17 protein-coding genes and 1 pseudogene are annotated in these 17,963 nt (G+C 61.7%); 12 read left to right on the top strand and 6 right to left on the bottom strand.

The window, feature by feature from the left end; genetic code table 11:
- Window positions 1–8 precede the first annotated feature (8 nt).
- Genes EB235_RS15670 through EB235_RS15660 form a run of 3 tightly spaced genes read left to right on the top strand, consistent with a single transcriptional unit; the run spans window position 9 to window position 3,128 of the window.
- The gene (locus EB235_RS15670; protein ID WP_027030100.1) at window positions 9–848 is read left to right on the top strand and encodes an ABC transporter permease; all 840 of its coding nucleotides are present in this window, start codon (window positions 9–11) and stop codon (window positions 846–848) included.
- Window positions 845–1,987 (top strand): ABC transporter substrate-binding protein, encoded by a 1,143-nt coding sequence (locus EB235_RS15665; protein ID WP_027030101.1) that lies wholly within the window; start codon window positions 845–847, stop codon window positions 1,985–1,987. The genes EB235_RS15670 and EB235_RS15665 overlap by 4 nt, the downstream gene beginning before the upstream one ends.
- The gene (locus EB235_RS15660) at window positions 1,980–3,128 is read left to right on the top strand and encodes an ABC transporter ATP-binding protein (RefSeq protein ID WP_027030102.1); all 1,149 of its coding nucleotides are present in this window, start codon (window positions 1,980–1,982) and stop codon (window positions 3,126–3,128) included. Before EB235_RS15665 ends, EB235_RS15660 begins: the two co-directional genes overlap by 8 nt.
- Window positions 3,129–3,135: 7 nt before the next feature.
- Here EB235_RS15660 and EB235_RS15655 read toward each other — a convergent pair whose 3' ends face one another.
- The 3 genes from EB235_RS15655 to EB235_RS15645 form a co-directional block, all read right to left on the bottom strand.
- Window positions 3,136–4,113 (bottom strand): GlxA family transcriptional regulator, encoded by a 978-nt coding sequence (locus tag EB235_RS15655; protein WP_027030103.1) that lies wholly within the window; start codon window positions 4,111–4,113, stop codon window positions 3,136–3,138.
- Between the two features lie 152 nt (window positions 4,114–4,265).
- Window positions 4,266–5,030 carry a hypothetical protein gene (locus EB235_RS15650; protein ID WP_155256347.1) on the bottom strand — a complete coding sequence of 255 codons (765 nt, stop codon included), beginning with the start codon at window positions 5,028–5,030 and terminating at the stop codon, window positions 4,266–4,268.
- Window positions 5,031–5,207: 177 nt separating this feature from the next.
- Entirely contained in the window at window positions 5,208–5,909 is a 702-nt protein-coding gene (locus EB235_RS15645; protein ID WP_027030105.1) for an alpha/beta hydrolase, read from the bottom strand.
- Window positions 5,910–6,118: 209 nt separating this feature from the next.
- On the opposite strand from EB235_RS15645, the gene EB235_RS15640 reads away from it, so the two are divergent.
- Window positions 6,119–7,708: a winged helix-turn-helix domain-containing tetratricopeptide repeat protein gene (locus EB235_RS15640; RefSeq protein WP_027030106.1), complete on the top strand. Its 1,590-nt coding sequence runs from the start codon at window positions 6,119–6,121 to the stop codon at window positions 7,706–7,708.
- 59 nt (window positions 7,709–7,767) lie between these two features.
- On the opposite strand, the gene EB235_RS15635 is transcribed toward EB235_RS15640, so the two are convergent.
- Window positions 7,768–8,055, bottom strand: a complete 288-nt coding sequence (locus tag EB235_RS15635; RefSeq protein ID WP_027030107.1) for a glycerol-3-phosphate acyltransferase — start codon at window positions 8,053–8,055, stop codon at window positions 7,768–7,770.
- Between the two features lie 96 nt (window positions 8,056–8,151).
- Between EB235_RS15635 and EB235_RS15630 the strand changes: the two genes are divergently transcribed.
- The 6 genes from EB235_RS15630 to EB235_RS15605 all read left to right on the top strand — a co-directional run bounded on the left by EB235_RS15630 (window position 8,152) and on the right by EB235_RS15605 (window position 15,888).
- Entirely contained in the window at window positions 8,152–10,785 is a 2,634-nt protein-coding gene (locus tag EB235_RS15630) for a bifunctional diguanylate cyclase/phosphodiesterase (protein ID WP_080680779.1), read from the top strand.
- 275 nt (window positions 10,786–11,060) lie between these two features.
- Window positions 11,061–12,593, top strand: a complete 1,533-nt coding sequence (locus EB235_RS15625) for an FAD-dependent monooxygenase (RefSeq protein ID WP_032925469.1) — start codon at window positions 11,061–11,063, stop codon at window positions 12,591–12,593.
- 140 nt (window positions 12,594–12,733) lie between these two features.
- Window positions 12,734–13,645, top strand: coding sequence for a glycosyltransferase family 25 protein (locus EB235_RS15620; RefSeq protein ID WP_245268802.1), 912 nt, complete (start codon window positions 12,734–12,736; stop codon window positions 13,643–13,645).
- Window positions 13,608–14,309, top strand: coding sequence for a polysaccharide deacetylase family protein (locus EB235_RS15615; protein WP_027030110.1), 702 nt, complete (start codon window positions 13,608–13,610; stop codon window positions 14,307–14,309). The genes EB235_RS15620 and EB235_RS15615 overlap by 38 nt, the downstream gene beginning before the upstream one ends.
- Before the next feature lie 140 nt (window positions 14,310–14,449).
- Window positions 14,450–15,154: a hypothetical protein gene (locus EB235_RS15610; protein ID WP_080680781.1), complete on the top strand. Its 705-nt coding sequence runs from the start codon at window positions 14,450–14,452 to the stop codon at window positions 15,152–15,154.
- Between the two features lie 86 nt (window positions 15,155–15,240).
- Window positions 15,241–15,888, top strand: a complete 648-nt coding sequence (locus EB235_RS15605) for a glutathione S-transferase family protein (protein ID WP_027030112.1) — start codon at window positions 15,241–15,243, stop codon at window positions 15,886–15,888.
- A gap of 15 nt (window positions 15,889–15,903) precedes the next feature.
- Here EB235_RS15605 and EB235_RS15600 read toward each other — a convergent pair whose 3' ends face one another.
- Window positions 15,904–16,074: a hypothetical protein gene (locus tag EB235_RS15600; RefSeq protein ID WP_155256349.1), complete on the bottom strand. Its 171-nt coding sequence runs from the start codon at window positions 16,072–16,074 to the stop codon at window positions 15,904–15,906.
- 276 nt (window positions 16,075–16,350) lie between these two features.
- Here EB235_RS15600 and EB235_RS34765 point away from each other — a divergent pair, with 276 nt between their 5' ends.
- Complete coding sequence (locus EB235_RS34765; RefSeq protein ID WP_245268803.1) at window positions 16,351–16,926, top strand: hypothetical protein; 576 nt, start codon at window positions 16,351–16,353, stop codon at window positions 16,924–16,926.
- Window positions 16,927–16,960: 34 nt separating this feature from the next.
- Window positions 16,961–17,209 (top strand): annotated as a pseudogene (locus tag EB235_RS35275) (transposase); the annotation flags it as partial.
- A 315-nt stretch (window positions 17,210–17,524) separates the two neighbouring features.
- On the opposite strand, the gene EB235_RS15585 reads toward EB235_RS35275, so the two are convergent.
- Window positions 17,525–17,779, bottom strand: coding sequence for a hypothetical protein (locus EB235_RS15585; protein WP_027030114.1), 255 nt, complete (start codon window positions 17,777–17,779; stop codon window positions 17,525–17,527).
- Window positions 17,780–17,963: the final 184 nt, after the last annotated feature.

Here is a 17,963-nt window from a genome sequence, read left to right as displayed (position 1 = left end):
GCGAATGGATGAAGGCGAGGCGCAAGCAGGAAGGCAGATGGGCCTGGCGGCTGACCGGCTTCGTCACGCTCTGCGTCTACATCTTCATGTTCGCGCCGATCGTGGCGACGGTGATCCTGTCCTTCAACGCCTCGATGTTCGGCGGCTTCCCGATGACCGGCTTTTCCCTGCAATGGTACGCCAAGCTGATGGCCAACGAGCAAGTGCTGACCGCCTTCCGCACCTCGCTGTGGATCGCGCTGGTCACATCAGCCGTCACCACGGCGATAGGCGTCGTCACCGCCTTTGCGCTGGTACGCTTCGAATTCCCCGGCAAGCAGGCGCTGAGCACGCTGGTGATCCTGCCGGCGCTGGTGCCGGAAACCATTCTGGGCGTCGGCCTGCTGGTGCTGATCAAGGCGATCGACCAGCCGCGGACCATGCTTTTGCTGGTGCTCGGCCATATCCTGCTGGCGGTGCCCTATGTGGTGCTGATCACCCAGGCGCGCATGGTCGGCATCCGCCGTGTCTATGAGGAAGCCGCCCTTTCGCTCGGCGCCTCAAGGGTCTCGTCCTTCCGCGAGATCACGCTGCCGCTGCTTATCCCCGCCGTCGTCGGCGGTGCGCTGCTTGCCTTCACCATCTCGTTCGACAACACATCGGCCAGCCTGTTCTGGCGGCCGGCCGGTGTCGAAACCATGCCCACCCAGATCCTGTCGATGCTCAAGATCTCGATCAGTCCGGAGATCAACGCGCTCGGCACCGTGATGATCCTGGTGACCGTCGGCATCCCGCTGCTCGGCGGCCTGATCCTGCAAAGCCTGACCAGATTGAAAAGACGCGGCCAACCAACGGAGGAAGCACGATGAAACTGAACAACAGCAAGCGGCTTGAAAGGCTGCACGACCGATACCAGAACGGCGATCTCAGTCGCCGCACCTTCCTGACGCTGACCGCGGCCGCGGCCGCCGCGGCGGGCCTCGACATGCCCTGGATGCGGCAAGCGCTCGCCGCGGTCGAAGAGGTTCGCTTCGACGGCTGGGGCGGCACGGTGCAGGACGCGATCGACAAATATGCCTTCCAGCCCTACACGGCCAAGACCAAGCTCAAGGTGGTCCAGGGCACGTTCGGCGACGAGGACGAGATCATCACCAAGATCAAGACCTCCAAGCCCGGCGACTACCAGGTCATCCATTCCTCGGGCGTCAACTACTACATCAAATATGTGAATGCCGGCCTGACCTCGGAGATCAACGAGGCCAACATTCCCAACATGGTCAATGTGCTGCAGCCGATGATCGAGCCGTTCCGCAAGCTAACGCCGAAACTGTCGGCCGTGCCTTACGACTACGGCACGACAGGCATCGCCTACAACACCAAGGTGATCTCGCCCGAGGAAGCCAAGGAAAAGGGCGCCGCACTGCTGCTCGACAAGAAATATGCCGGCAAGGTCGGCGGCTATTCCGACATGACCACGCGCGTCTGGTACGCGGCCCTTGCCACCGGCCAGGATCCCAACAACCTCAAGGACATGGACGCGATCTGGGCCAAGGTGCGCGAGACGCGCGACCTCGCCAAGAAGTTCTGGAGTTCCGGCGCTGAGCTGATGGACCTGCTTTCCAAGGGCGAGATCGTGGTGACCGACGCATGGTCGGGCCGCGTCGCCGCCTTGCAGGATCAGGGCGCCCCGATCGGCTATCTCGATCCGGCCGGCTCCTATGCCTGGATGGAGGACATGCTGATCCTGAAGGGTTCGCCGATGGCCGAGTGCGAGGAGCTGATCAACTTCATGCTCGACCCGGCAACCTCGATCGCGGTGGCCGAGGGCCAGAGCTACCCGCCGTCGCTCGACCCGACAAAGGTCAAGCTCACCGAGAAGATCGAGAAGCTGCCGGCCTTCGACAAGTCGGGCACGATGAAGGCCCTGACCTTCGCCGACCCCGTCTACTGGGCGACCAACGAGGACGCCTGGACCAAGCAGTGGAACAGGATCTCGAAGGGTGCCTGAGGCCACGACATCCATTCCCCGGCCGGCCTCGGCGGGGGCAGCAGGCGCGGGCGCGGCCGCCGGGGCGAACAGCCCGGCGGTCGAGTTCCGCGACATCGACATCGCCTATGGCAAGTTCGTCGCCGTACGCGATTTCTCGCTCTCGATCGCCAAGGGCAGCTTCGTCACCTTGCTTGGCCCTTCGGGCTGCGGCAAGACCACGATCCTGCGGTCCATCGCAGGGCTGGTCGACATTTCGGAGGGCCAAATCATGATCGATGGGCGCCGGGTCGACGACGTGCCGATCTACAAGCGCAACATCGGGCTGGTCTTCCAGAGCTACGCGCTGTTCCCGCACAAGACCGTGTTCGACAATGTCGCCTTCGGCCTGAAGTACCGCAATGTGCCGAAGCCCGAGATCGTGCGCAGGGTCGGCCAGGCGCTCGAGATGGTGCGGCTGCCGGGCAGCGAGAAGAAGCTGCCGTCGCAGCTGTCGGGCGGCCAGCAGCAGCGCATCGCGCTTGCCCGCGCCATCGTCTTCGAGCCGCAGGTGCTGCTGCTCGACGAGCCGCTGTCGGCGCTGGACGCCAACATGCGCGAGGAGATGCGCGTCGAGATCAAGAAGATCCAGAAGGAAACCGGCATCACCGCCATCTTCGTCACCCACGACCAGGAAGAAGCGCTCTCCATGTCGGATCGCATCGTGGTGATGAACGCGGGCGCGGTGGAGCAGATCGGCACGCCGCAGGAGGTCTACGATGAGCCCGCCACGGCCTTCGTCGCCAATTTCCTCGGCAAGGCCAACATGCTTGCCGGGACCGTGAGCCGATCCGGGAAGGCGGTGGTGCTTGCCACCGGCCAGACGATCAACGTGGCCTGCCCAAGGCCGCTTGCCGATGGCAGCAAGGTCACTGTCGTGCTGCGGCCGCAGAAACTGTCGGTCGGCGCGGCAGCGGGCGGCAACCGACTGTCCGGCCGCGTCGTCTCCGCGTCCTATCTGGGTGGCAGTGCCATCTACGAGATCGACATTGGCGCCAACACCAGCATCCGCGCCAACGCGCCGATCAGCGGTCGCGTCCTTGGCGAAGGCGAGGCGATCGATCTTGGGTTCGATCCCGAAGGCTGCGTCCTGCTCGACGAGAACGGTCAGCGGATTTCGTGATGCAGGGTCAGTGGTGCGCCGCGCCTGACATGCGGTTGGGATGCCTCAGATGGGTTGGCGTGATGCCGGTCTGCTGGCGGAACACGCGGCTGAAATGGCCGGCATTGGTGAAGCCGCAGCGATAGGCGATGTCGCCGATCTGCAGGTCGCTACCTTCCAGCAGCGACTTCGCGTGATGCACCCTGAGCGCCAGGTAGGCCGCCATCGGGCCGATGCCGAGTTCGGCCTGGAAAAGCCGCTCGAGCTGGCGCCGCGAAGAGTTCAGGCGGCTTGCGATCTCGGCGACCGACAGTGTCTCCTGGAGGTTGCTTTCCATCAAGAGAAGAGCGCGCTTGACCGCTCGGCTCGATGCCGCTGGAAACAGGTCGCCGACGGGCTGCACGTCGCGGCTGCTCCGGATGCGGTCGAGCACCAGGATCTTGGCCGCCTTCTCCGCCGCCTTGTGGCCGATGAACTGCGACACGAAATGGCCGGCAAGGTCGGCCGCCCCAGTGCCGCCGGCGCAGGTCGAGCGGCCACGGTCGACGGAAAACAGGCTGTCGGCATGCGCATTCACGTCGGGGAACTGGCTGCGGAAATCCTTGATGTGGAACCAGCTGACAGCCGCGGCGTAGCCATCGAGCAGGCCGTAGCGCGCCAAAACGAAGCTGCCCGTGCACAGCGCCGTCAGCGGCACCCCCTTCTCGGCGGCCCGCAACAGAAAAGCCTCCTTGTCGGAACTCAGGCTGCGGTTGGTGTCGAGCAGGCCACCGACCACCACGACATTGTCGAAATCCTCGGGATTGCCGATCGCTTTGGTCGGCAGCAATTCGACGCCACAGCTTGCCCGGATCGGCAGGCCGCGTTCGCCGACGATCTCCCAGTCGAACTCGATCCGGCGGCTGCGGTCGCCCTCATCGCCCGCCAGCCGCAGCGTGTCGATGAACAGCGACAATGGCGACAGCGTGAAGTCGCGAACCAGGAGAAACGCAAACCGTCTGGCCATGGTGTGTCGGAACCGCCTTGTCTCAAGCTTATTCAGCCAGCACATTATCCTGGAACGCCAGACGGTGTGTTTGCCAAAAGCGTCACCGGACTTCTTGCTTGTTGCGACCGCGCAGTCCAGAGCGCCTTCCTTCCTCACGTGCCATCACGGCTTCAAGGGTAATAGGATCGCCTTCCGGCTCGAACCAAGTGCAAGTCCAATGGTCGGTTGGGCGCCGACGGGAAGAAGAGAGGATTGAAGAGCGCCTCGGGAATTTCAATTTCGCAACGATCTGACCCGTCCTTGTAGACGAGCACTCCTTGCGAAATCCGTAGCGCAATATTCGAACCGCGCTGTGGTTCGTTGGACCACCTATCTAGGGCCGCTATGCTGTCCGGCATGGCAAACCTTTGAAACAGTTGGATCTCGGGAATGACGAGCTTTGGTCGCAGCATTACGGACCAAATTCGATAAGGGAGGTGAGTGATCGAAAAATCACTCTTGCTTTCCGGGTCGTCGATATCAGCCATCACCCGCTGAAGCTCGACCATGCAACTCTGAAGCATGCGGTGGAAATTTGGCGGCCAGGGTGAGAACAGGAGATAGCCGGGTAGTTCGTAGCTCATATTGCCACTTTTGGTTCGCTTCCATGGCCAACACCGTTCTTGGTCAGCGGCAGTCGGTCGAACGAGGAGCACACCTTTGGTTTCGCGGATTACCGCCCAGAAATTTTTCGCAGGCGAACGGCGAATTGCTTCGTGGAGCTGCGCAATGGCCTGAGCAACCGGAACAGCCTTGGCCAACACATCGGTGATCGTGGACAAACTCTGTCTTTGCTGGCGTATGTATTCCTCCGCCAAGGGTCGATTTAGACTCCTCAAATATTCGCGATAAGTCCACATATGATCATTGTAGGTATCATCTTCGCGTTTGATCACCGGTCAACCTGCTGAACCACAACCTATTGATTCGATTTAATACCCATTCAAATTTCACGGTCAGATGCCGATAGTGGTTCCCTATCCTGAAGGTAAGCTGAAGGGCGTCTGCGGGTCAAAACAGCAAAAAAGCCCGGGCGCAAGGCACCCGGGCCGTTTCTTTCGGGCTATGTTTTCTCAGTTCTTGCCGACGCCGGCGGCCGCCTGCTTGATCAGGTTGGCGACAGCTGCAGGGTCGGAAACGTAGACAGCGTGGCTGCCGGGCACTTCGACCGTCGTCGCGCCGGCGCGATTTGCCATCTGGCGCTGTGCCGGCGGTGGGATCATGTGGTCGTCGGTGGCCACGAGATACCAGCTCGGCTTCACCCGCCATGCCGGCTTGGTGACCTTGCCTTCGAGCGCCGGGATGCCCCACGGAACCTGCGAGTCGGCCATGAAGGCGGCGAGCGAGGGACGCACGTCGGCGGCGAACGACGCCGCGAACTTGGCCTTGTCGAGCAGCAGGAAGCCGTCGACGGGTGGCAGGATCGGCGGCACTGAAGCGCCGGGAGGCGGGTTGGCGATCAGGGTCGCGACCGACTCGCCGGCATCCGCCGCGAAGGCCGCGATATAGACGACGGCGGCCACCTTGGGATCGGTGCCGGCTTCGGACACCACGACGCCGCCATAGGAGTGGCCGACCAGGATGACATCGCTGGAGGCGCCGGCGATGGCGCGCTTGGTGACGGCAACATCGTCGGCGAGCGAGGTCGTCGGGTTCTGGACGATGGTGACGTCATAGCCGTCCTTCTTGAGGATCTGGTAGACGCCGTCCCAGCCGGAGCCATCGACGAAGCCGCCATGCACGAGGACGACGGATTTTGCTGTGGTGTTGGACATTTCTAGTTCTCCTTTTCAAAGCGTTGATTGAGGGTTGGTTGCGAATTTGTCGGGCGTTTGTTGCAGGAGGACTATGCGACAGAGCCGAGTGCCGCGCTTTCAGGCGACCTTCAGGACCTCTTGATTTTGCATTGATATGGCTTTGATTTTGCGGCAACGACGCGGCTAGAGTGTCGGCATATTGGCTGCGGGTTTTGGAGCGCGTTGTTTTGCCGTATCATTTTGAGGATTTTGCTCTGGACGGCGATCGGCGCGAATTGCGCCGTGGCAACGATCTGATCCCCGTCGAGCCGCAGGTGTTCGATCTGCTGCAATTCCTGATCCGTAACCGCGAGCGCGTGGTGAGCAAGGATGATCTGGTCGATGCGGTCTGGCAGGGTCGCATCGTCTCCGACGCCACGCTTGCCAGCCGCATCAACGCCGCCCGCAACGCGCTCCGCGACAGCGGCGAGGAACAGCGGCTGATCCGCACCATCCTGCGCCGTGGCTTTCGCTTCGTCGGCACCGCCCGCGAGGAAACCGAGGCGACAAGAGCGGGGACAGCGGGGGCTGGAGCGATGGAGGCCGGGGCGATAGCACCGGTGGAGCAGCCGAAGCCTGGCCTCGGCATCCCCGCCCGCCCCTCGATTGCCGTCATGCGCTTCGCCAACATGAGCGGCGATGCCGAACATGACTATTTTGCCGACGGCATGGTCGAAGACATCATCACCGGCCTGTCGCGGATCCGCTGGCTGTTCGTCATCGCCCGCAACTCCTCCTTCACCTACAAGGGCCGGGCCGTCGACGTGAAGCAGATCGGGCAAGAGCTCGGCGTGCGTTACGTTCTGGAAGGCAGCGTGCGCAAGGTGGGCAGCCGCGTGCGCATCACCAGCCAGCTCATCGACGCCGAAGACGGCAGCCACATCTGGGCCGAGCGCTACGATCGCGAACTGACCGATGTGTTCGCGCTGCAGGACGAGATCACCGTCAGTGTCGTCGCTGCCATCGAGCCCAATCTGCGCCGGGCCGAGATCGAGCGCGTCAAGCGCGAGCGGCCCGACAGTCTCGATGCCTATGATCTGCTGCTGCGCGCGCTACCCGATGTCTACACCTTCATGCCGCAGGGCGCCGCCAAGGGCCTGCCGTTGCTCGACCAAGCTTTGGCCATCGAGCCGAGCTACGCGCTTGCGCACGGCTTTGCCGCCTGGGCGCATCAAACGCTGTTCATCCGCGGCGGCTTCCAGGCGGAGCATCGCGACAAGGCAGCCCGCCATGCGCATGCGGCGATCGAACACGGTCCGGGCGACGCCATGGCGATGGCGCTCGCCGGCTTCACCATCGGCATGGTCGAGCACGACCGCAAGCTCGCCGACGCGGCATTCGCGACCGCGCTTTCGCTGAGTGCCTCCTGCGCCTTCGTCTATGCCTTTGGCTGCGTGTCGGTGGCTTATGGCGGCGATCCGACACGCGCCATCGACTGGGGCGAACAGGCGTTGCGGCTCTCCCCGCTGGATGCCATGAACTGCGTGCCGCATGGCATTATCGGCTTCGGCAATTTCCTCAACGGCCGGCACGAGCAGGCCATAGAAGCAGGCCGACGGGCGGTGGAGATGACCCCCGGCTTCAGCGTGCTGCATGGTTGGCTGGCCGCACCGCTGGCCAGGCTCGGCCGGCTCGACGAGGCAAGAGCGTTGGCCGCGCGGCTGCTGGCGCTCGACCCGCATTTTTCCATCGGCAGGTGGTCGGCGGCAGTCGGGCTGGCGCCGGAGATTGCCGGTGAGGTTACCGATGCGATGCGGCTGGCGGGATTGCCGGCATAGAAGGTAGCGATTCGACATCAGCGATTTCGGCAGTCCGAGAGCGCAGGCTAGATTTGCGATTACGGGCTGCTCTGCCCCAGGCGCGGCTCGGTCCCGGACAGCAACCACCGGATGTTGGCGCGATGGCGCGCGATCACGTAGAGGCCGCCGGCAATCACCAGCAGCCGGTAAGGCAAGGGTTGCTCCATGCCAAAGACGAGAATGATCGCCGTCACGCCTTTCAGCACATCGACCAGCACCACCACCAGGGCAGGCCCTTTTCCCAGCGTTCGCAAGACGTTGGTTGCGCCGGTTGATCGGGAGCCATGTCCCCGGATATCGATGCTCCTGAGGCCCGCATAGGCCAATGCTGAAAATTCCTGCCAGCCTGGAAGGGCAAATTTAAGCGTTTGCTACTAGGCTCGATCGATGAGCTATTGTTCAGGAAAGCTATCCGGGTTGAATTGACCGCAACGAGATTCAGTCTTGGCCGCGCGAGCCGGGCCATTTTTTCTTCCGCCAACTTGCCGGCGGCGATCGCTTTTGTCGTGCTTCTGGTCTGCGCCGTCGTTGCCGACCAGCAGAACAGAAGGGTCTCCGATCAACTGGCGCGAGCCGACGTGCTGGCGAAGGTCAACATCATTCGCGCAAAGCTCGAAGGCAATATAAAGGGCAATCTTCAGCTTGTTCAGGGGCTGGTCTCGGCCATCGATACGGAACCCTATATGGGCCAGCAGAGATTTGCCTCGCTTGCCAGCAATCTGTTCGAGCAAAAATCGCAATTGCGCAACATTGCCGGCGCGCCCGACCTCGTCATCTCGCTGATGTACCCCATGGAAGGCAACGAGAAGGCGATCGGGCTCGATTACCGCAAGAACGAAGCGCAGCGCATGGCAGCGCTGCGGGCGCGCGACCAGCGCGTGCTGGTGCTTGCCGGCCCGGTCGACCTTGCCCAAGGCGGACGCGGCTTCATCGGCCGCATTCCGGTCTTTGTGCCGACCGCGGGCGGCGGCGACCGCTTCTGGGGCATCGTCTCGGCGGTGGTCGATGTCGACCGCCTCTACACTGCGAGCGGGCTGACCGACCCGGATCTCAGCATCGATGTCGCGCTCACAGGCAAGGATGCGCTGGGCGGCGGCGGCGAACGCTTTTTCGGCGGCGACCATGTCATCGCCGGAAATCCTGTATCGGCCGATGTGCAGCTGCCATCAGGCTCCTGGCAGATCTCGGCCATCCCCAAGGGCGGCTGGCCGACGGCTCCGAAGAACGAGTGGACCTTGCGGTCGCTTATGTTGCTCGCCGGCGCACTGGTGGTGCTGCCGATCATGGTGGCCGGCCGGCTATTCGGCGAAAGGCAGAAAAACTACGCCGAGCTGAGGCGCCTGTCCGGACGGCTGGAGCTGGCGCTTGAAGCCTCTGGTATCGGCGTTTGGGAACACGACCTCACCACCAACGAAATGGTGTGGGATGACCGCGTCAACGAAATCTACGGCAAGTCAGCCGACGGCAAGCCGCGCGGCTATGATGACTGGGCGCAGACGATCCATCCTGAAGATCTCGGGCGGGCAAGACAGGACTTTGATTCGGCCTCGGCCAGAAAAGGCCCCTACTCCTCACAATACCGGCTCCTGCGTCCCGACGGCACCGTCCGCCATGTGCGCACGCGCGCAACCTACTTCCAGGACATCGGCGGCACACCCAAGTTGATCGGCGCCGAATGGGACGTAACCAGCGACGTGCTGCTCAACGAAAACCTCATTCGCGAGCGCCAGTTGACGGAATCGAAGAACGCCGAGCTCAATCTCGCCAAGGCACATATTGAGTATGCGGCGCTGCACGATTCGCTGACCGGCCTTCCCAACCGCCGCTATCTCGATGAGCTGCTGGCCGAAAACGGCGAACCGGACCGGCGCACGGCACTGCTGCATCTGGACCTCGACCGCTTCAAGCAGATCAACGACACACTCGGCCACGCCGCGGGCGATGCCATGCTGATGCATGCCTCCAAGGTTATCAAGGCCAATGCGGGTCTTGACGATTTCGTTGCGCGCATCGGCGGCGACGAGTTCGTCGTGGTGAGTCGTGGGATTGACGACGACGAGCTCTCGGCGCTTGCCGACCGCATCATCGAGGATATGCGCCAGCCTGTAGATTATCGCGGCCATCCATGCCGTTTCGGGGTCAGCATCGGCATTGCCGCCAACAGCGGCGTCGACGTGAAGCAGTTGCTGGTCAACGCCGATCTCGCGCTTTACCGGGCGAAAAGTCGTGGCCGCAACCGCTACGAATTCTTCAACGAGGAATTACAGAGCGAGATCGTGCGGACCAAGCAGATCGCCGACGAGATTCTCGGCGGGCTGGAGCGACACGAATTCATCGCCTACTTTCAGCCGCAGTTCGACGCCAGGACGCTTGAGATCGTCGGCGTCGAAGCATTGTCGCGCTGGAGGCATCCGCGACGGGGCATCCTGGCCCCCGACGCCTACCTCAAGGTGGCCGAAGAACTCAACGTCGTGGCGCTGATCGACCGCATCGTCCTCAAACACGCGCTGGAGAATTTCGAACGTTGGTCGCGCAGTCATCTCAACATCCCGCGCGTGTCGGTCAACGTCTCTGCCAGACGGCTGGAGGACAAGGACCTGATCGAGGGTCTGCGCAAGCTCGCCATCAAGGCGGGAACCGTGTCGTTCGAGCTGGTGGAGTCGATTTTTCTCGATGAAAACGACGATCTGGTCACTTGGAATATCGACCACATCAAGGAACTCGGCATAGACATCGAGATCGATGATTTCGGCACCGGCCATGCTTCGATCGTCTCGCTGCTTAAGCTGCGGCCGCGTCGCCTCAAGATCGACCGCCAACTAATCACACCCATCTCCGGCTCAATGGCGCAACGGCAGCTGGTGGCGTCGATCATCGATATCGGCAAATCGCTCGGGATCGAAGTCGTTGCCGAGGGCGTCGAGACGATGGAGCACGCGCGTATCCTCAAGGAACTTGGCTGTGATATCCTGCAGGGCTACCTTTTTGGCCGCCCGATGGAGGCCAAGGCCTTCAAGGCATTCGCCCAGTCGCGCAAATGGCTGGCCGCGGGGTAGGTGGCCCTACTTCTGGCGTTGCCCTTGGCCGCCGCCCCACCCTGTTGCGGATCAGCCGCCATAGCCTTATATGGCCAGTGTCGGAAAAGGCAGAGTTGGTTTGGTAAGCCCAATTCCTTTCGCAGGCGAAGTCCTTTCGCCGGGGAAAGCTCTGGTCTCCTGCCTCGTGCATAAGATCCCCACGACGAACATCGGACGCTTGGCGTCCATTGTTCGTCCGTGTGGTTCTCGAACCGACGAACCGCTCCGGTCGAACACCGACACAGGAGTCGTTTATGCACCACCCCATTCCCTATGACGTCGTCATTGCCGGCGCAGGCCCCGTCGGCCTGTTGCTCGCCTGTGAGCTGCGCCTGGCGGGCCTTTCCGTCCTGGTGCTGGAGCAGGCCGAGAATCCCAGCTCGCCGCTGAAGCGGCTGCCCTTCGGCATGCGCGGCCTTTCCGTGCCCACCATCGAGGCCTTTGATCGTCGCGGTCTGCTGGACGACATCGCAATGCCGCAGCAAAAGCTCGGCTCCGGCAAAGGCGGCGTTTCCGGCCAGGAGAAAAACCAGCCGCGCCGCCAGGCCGGTCATTTCGCCGGCATCTCTTTCGACTATGACAATATCGACAGCGCGAAATGGCCCTATCGCCTGCCCGGTCCCGCCGGCACCAACATGGCGGCCGAGATGGCGCATCTGGAAATCGTGCTTGCCGCGCGCGCCGGCGCGATGGGCGTCGAGATCAGGCGCGGCCTTGGCGTCGAAAGCCTCGACCAGTCGGACGACGGCGTCACTGTTCGCGCCGGCAACGAGACCTTTCACGCACGCTGGCTCGTCGGTTGCGATGGTGGCCGCAGCACGGTGCGCAAGGCGGCTGGCTTCGAATTCACCGGCACCGATCCCGAATTCACTGGCTATTCCGTCGAAGTCGAGATGGCTGACCCCGACACGCTCGGCCAGGGCCGCATCTACACGCCGACGGGCATGTATTTCCAGTCGCGCCCCGGCACCATCGCCATGGTCGAGTTCGACGGCGGCGCCTTCCACCGCAGCCAGCCGGTCACACCAGAGCATGTGCAGGCGGTGTTGCGCCGCATCTCCGGCACCGACGTCACCTTGACGGCGCTGAAGCTCGCCACCACCTGGACGGACCGCGCCTACCAGGCGACGGCTTACCGCAAAGGCCGCGTGCTGCTTGCCGGCGACGCCGCGCACATCCATTCGCCCCTGGGTGGCCAGGGCCTGAACCTCGGGCTTGGCGACGCGATGAACCTTGGCTGGAAGCTCGCCGCCACCATCCGCGGCGACGCGCCGGCAGGCCTGCTCGACAGCTATTTCGAGGAACGCCATCCGGTGGGTGCGCAGGTGCTCGACTGGTCGCGCGCCCAGGTCGCGCTGATGCGGCCGAGCCCGAATTCGCGGGCGCTCGAAGCCATCATCCGTGATCTCATCGCCACGCGCGACGGCGCGACCTATTTCGCCGAGCGGGTGTGGGGCGTCTCGCTCCGTTACGACCTTGGCGGCGACCATCCGCTGATAGGCCGCAGCGCGCCCGATTTCGAGCTGGCCGACGGCACGAGGTTCGGCGAGCGCTTGAGGAATGGGCGAGGCTTGCTTCTGGACTTCGATGTCAGTCCTGCCCTGCAAGCGCTCACAAGCCGATGGAGCGGGCGGATCACCTATATCGCCAGCAATGCCAAAGAGCGGCTCGGCCTGAGTGCCTTGCTCGTGCGTCCCGATGGCGTCGTCGCCTGGGCCGCTGATGCCGAGCCTGATCCGGAGGGCGCTGCTCAGGCTGCCGCGCGATGGTTTGGCGAATCCAAATAGGGAGGCGCCGGCAAATACTATTTGCGCCATCTGGCCTACTACTTGACTCGCCGCGACGTGTGGTAATAAAAAACGGCGGGTTGGGGTAGTGACTTGCGACGCAATGTTTTTTCATTCGCTTTGGCTGCGAACTGCTTGCCATGCGTAAGCGCGGCCAAGTGGCCGGTCGTACGATGAGGTGCCTGGTCATCAATCTGGACCGAGCTCCTGGTCGGCTTGGCCACATGACTGCCGAGTTTGCACGCATCCAGGTCAAATTCGAGCGTGTTTGCGCCGTTGACGGAATGAGGCGGCCGGAGATCGCCGCAATGTCGCAAATCCTGTCACCCACCGAAATTGCCTGCTTTTTGAGCCACAAGGCATGCTGGCAGATCATTGCGGAGGGCGACGAAGCCTATGGCGCGGTCTTCGAGGATGACACGGTCTTCACCGCCAAGGCTGGCCCGTTGCTTGCCGATGTCAGCTGGATACCAGCCGACGCAAGCATCATCAAGCTGGAGACGGTCTTCAGGAAGGCCGTGATCGCGATGATGCCGTCGCATGTCGGCTTCAGTTTTTCGGTGGCGAGGCTTTACGGAATGCATCTTGGCGCCGGCGCCTACATCATTTCAAGGAAGGCAGCCCGCGACCTCCTTCAAGCAACTGAAGATTTCAACATTCCGGTCGATCACGTGCTTTTCGACCCCACGCTCGCGACGTCATCGTCCAAGACCATCTACCAAATCTTGCCGGCGGCTTGCGCGCAGGGACTGTTTCTCAAGGACAAATCGATCGAATTGGCGAGCCAGATAGAGCCGGATCGATCGCCCTACCAGATGAAGCGCAGTCTCCCGAAAAGGCGCAGAAAAACGCCATTGACGAACGTCAAGACCGAAGCGCGGCGGATAGGCTTGCAAATCGCCAACATCTGCCGGCTGAGGCTGGAGAAGACGATACCGTTCCACCACCATGGAGCGCGCATTCGGCGCGGCATGAAGCGGATGGAATATCCAACACACCATCCGGCGCCGCTTAATGCCAATACCAATCTTGATGTACCATCAAATCCATGAGGCCGCCGGAGAAGGCAGCCCATTCCGCCATTTGACGGTCTCCCCCAGCGCCTTCCGCCATCAGATGAATTGGTTGAAGCGCCTGGGATGGAAGGGCCTGTCGATGCGCGACCTGAAACCCTATTTGAGCGGAGAAAGGTCCGGCAAGGTGGTTGGGATCACGTTCGACGATGGCTTTCGCAATGTGCATTCGAACGCGCTTGCGACCCTTGAGAGATGTGGTTTCACGGCAACCAACTACTTGGTCAGCAGGCAGATTGGTGGCTTCAACAAATGGGATGCGGAGCTCGGCATCCCGCACTCGGCCTGTATGTCGAAAGACCAGGTACTGGATTGGGCGCGCTCAGGTCATGAGGTCGGCGCCCATACGTTGGACCACGTTCGCCTCACGGCTGCCGCGCCGGCCGAATCCCGGCGTCAGATCACCGATGTTCGCCACGAGTTGGAAGATCTGATCGGCGATACGGTCGATGCTTTCTGTTACCCCTACGGCGATGTGTCCGAGGAGATCAGGCGCGTGGTCGAGGAGGCGGGCTATACCAGTGCCACAACCATCCGCGGCGGCAGGGCGCAGCCGGGAGACGATCTGCTGCTTCTCCCACGCATATCCGTGCGCCCAAACGACGGCTTCTACAGCATCCTGCGCAAATGGCTCACCGGCTGATCGCGGTCGTCGTTCTCGCACATCGCCCGAGCGTGGAATGTCTAAGCTGGCGTGACCAAAGGAACCGTTCGAGCCTGATTTCGGTTGTCCGCTGTGCGAACTATCGTTCCATGAAGGCACCTGATGAGCGAAAAGGACACATGGCAGACAAGAAGCGCGGTTCCCTGCGCAAGATCGTGAGCGGCATCGTCGCGGCAATTGCCACCGCTCCCGATCGCAAATCCGAGCGCGGCAAAGCGTCGGTGGTCGCCGAATGGCCGCTGCCGCCATCGGCAACGCTTGGCTCCTCCATGCGACTGAAGGGCATCGAACGCGAAATTCGAGCCCGCCTGCCATGGGCGGTGAGGACATTTGCCAAGGCCGAGACGGGCCGCATTGTCTTGCGCATGTTGAAGAAAGACGCGGATGCGTTCGAGACTGCCTCGGCAACCATCTCCAGGACGCTGGAGGGCATCGAGGCCCTGCCCGTGCTGCCGCGAGAAGCGGAGGACATTCTCACCATCTCCGCCCGCGAGCGTCACAAATGGCTGAGGGATGGCCGCCTGAAAAGCATTGGCACGCGCACCGTCAAGATGCGTGGGCGATCCAAGGCCGTCACCTTCCATATCTTTGATCCACGCCACATCGAGGACATTCTCGATCGTGACCTCGCAACAGGCTGGCGGGAGGAGGATGCACAAGAGGTAACCGAGAACAGGCGGCGCGGCGCCGGCAAGGCAGCGCTGACGCGCGCGGGAAAGCGGGATCGCACGGCCCGCAGCGTCAGGAAATCGGGAAAGGATGACCCTCAGACGCCAAAGCTGGAAGGCTGGGACACGTTCGAGGCGGAAGGCCTGCTGCGCTAAAAAAACGAGGCAGCCTGTCGGCAATTGCCCTGGTCGTTCGTCCTCTGTGTGCAAGCACCAAACCGGACACCATGCGGAGCCTTCCAATGATCCCCACCATCACAGCCTTTGAACGATCGCCCGATGGCGGCAAGGGACTGGCGCGCGACACGCGCGTCCGCTGGGCGCTCGAAGAAGTGGGCCAGCCCTATGAGGTTCGGCTTGTTTCCTTCGCCGGGATGAAGGCGCCTGAGCACCTGGCCATCCATCCCTTCGGCCAGATCCCTACCTATGAGGAAGGATCTCTCAGCCTCTTCGAGACCGGCTCGATCGTCTTTCATCTTGCCGAGCAGCATGCCGGCCTGCTGCCCAGGGATCGCGAAGCTCGCGCCCGCGCCATCACCTGGATGTTTGCCGCGCTCAACACCGTCGAGCCGCTGGTCCTCGATTTGACGACGGCCAGGATCTTCGAAGCCGACAGGCCCTGGGCCGGGCAGCGCCTGCCGCTGGTGAAAGACCGTATTCGCGCGACACTGGACAGGCTCTCGGCCTACCTCGGCGCCGCCGACTGGCTCGATGGTGCCTTCAGCGCCGGCGATCTGCTGATGGTATCGGTGCTGCTGCGCCTGAGAATGTCAGGCATTCTGGACGAATATCAAAACCTGGCCGCCTATGTGGCGCGCGGTGAAGCGCGGCCTGCCTATGCCAGGGCCTTCGCCGCGCAATTGGCGATCAACGCCCCGTCCAATTGCTGACGCTATCGAAACAAATTAGCGTTCCTGCGACCAAGTCCCCAGGCCGGCCATGTCGGTCAGCCGGATCGCGGCCAGAGTGTCGATCTCCCTCGAGATCGGCATCTGCCGGATGCTCTGCGCTTCGGGTTCGCCCTTGGCGGGGGTGAAGCGGGCCTGGCCAATCATGGCTCGAACGGCGGTCAGCATGTGTAATGTTCCTTCGCTTTGTCCTGAAGCCAAGAACTTGACCGACGCATTTACGTTCCAGAGGCTGGTGACAAAAAACGCTAGCTCAGCCGATCTTCCCGGCGGCAGAGAAGCTTGTCGGATAAGAGCCGATCAAACTGCCGCGCTCGCTGCAAGAGAGGCCCGCCGTGAGGTAACTAGGCAAGCCACTCGGCTCTCCGTTGGCTGACGTGGAAGAGATGGAGCCGATGGCACGTCCTCGGCTTTCCGCACGTCACAGTGATCCGCTAAGTCCTGTTGACAAATTTCTCCATCATTATTGGGAGAAGTTTTGACCCACCAAGCGTTTGGAGAGATGCGCTGCCGCCGTCTTCAGCAATTTTCGAGAAGTACCGATCTGCGCTCATATCGCAACCGTTGTCAGCGGTCTGGCGAGGTCATGGTTCGGCGATTTTCTTGGAGTTTGGCCGCTTGTCTCCCCAAGTGAAGCGCAATGGATCTGTCGGCAATTCACAGGGCGACTGCACAGTCATGATCGAGTGGAGTTGGCGAATTGAAAGCGAAGACGCCATCCTGTGCGGGAGCTGGAGCGACGAAGAAGGTTGGGAGAAGGTTTTCGAGACGCTGATCGGCCGTAAGGTTGAAGATGCCTCGATATACGGGCGGCTCCCTGAACTCTCGATTGCGTTGACAGATGGGCTTTATGTAGCTTCGTTCATGACCGCCGAGGGCCAGCCAGCGTGGACCATATTTGATGGTTCAGGCGAGCAGCATAAATCCGGCTACATCGCAGTTCGTGATGGCAAGGTTTATGAAGACTTGGAGATGGAAACGGCCCCAGTCGTCACCAACCCCGATTCCAAAATCGCCTGAAGCATGATTCAAGACTTCCATTTAGGAGGATGCTTTGGCTCGTGGAGACCTGACCGATTCAGAATGGTGCATAATTGAGACGCTGTTGCCAGCGAACCGAAGAAGGAAATCCCGACCCGCGTAGGACAATCGCCTCTTTTTGGATGGGATGCAGCATGTTCTGCGGGTCGGCTGCCCATGGCGCGATATGCATGAGCGATATGGGAAATGGAACTCGGTCTATGTGCGCTTTCAGCGCTGGGCCGAGCGAGGTGTATGGGATGCATTGCTCGAAACGCTCGTGCGCCGGTATGGCTGAGAATTGCCCATTGGATCGCCAGCACTGAAGGGCTGAAGACCCTGCTGCTGTGCATCCTAGTCTATGTCGCGACCATGTCTGCGGTGGGTTGGGGCATCAACAGAATCGATTGGCTTTCCCGCCTTTCATTCTGCCGCCAGCTTCTTCCGTGCCGTCGGAGAGTTACGAAACCGTAGAGGCGTCAGTTGAAGCTGATCAAGCAGAAGCAGTCCTCACCAAGACGACCATGCCTCGGGCCAGTGACTAGGCCGTGAACCCATAAACCGGGAACGATCGAGGTTGGTAGGTTTTGGATATCTTCTATCGGGCTGCCGGTTGGATGAAATCGATCACGCCGCTTCCATCCACGTAGTGGATCATGCCTGCCTCGACGGTTTCGACCATGACACCTGAGGATAAGGTGCCGCCACCAAGCGTTTCAATCATGGGCATGTCCCACTCCTCATAGCCTTCTGCGAAATCACGATTATCGAAGTCGCAGACGATCACTCCTTTCATACCATCGGCGACAACCTCGTCGCCAACCTTGATCGTTTGCCCCGTCGCGTATTGCATCCGGCTACCTCATTTCCTTCACGAAGCTTCGTGCAGCGACTGGATCAATGCCGGATTTTCTCATCACCGCACAAGGGTCAGATTGGGAGCGTTTGACGACTAGCGGCTTTCAAGTCGGGTCATTGCGGCTGTGGCTTCGCGCTTATGAGTCTACAGCCTAGACCGGACTGCCTTTGCTGTGACG

The sequence above is a fragment of the Mesorhizobium loti R88b genome (assembly GCF_013170845.1).
Classification (GTDB): Bacteria; Pseudomonadota; Alphaproteobacteria; order Rhizobiales; family Rhizobiaceae; genus Mesorhizobium; species Mesorhizobium loti_B.
Note: the sequence above shows the minus strand (reverse complement) of the source record. Positions and strands in the feature narration are given on the sequence as shown.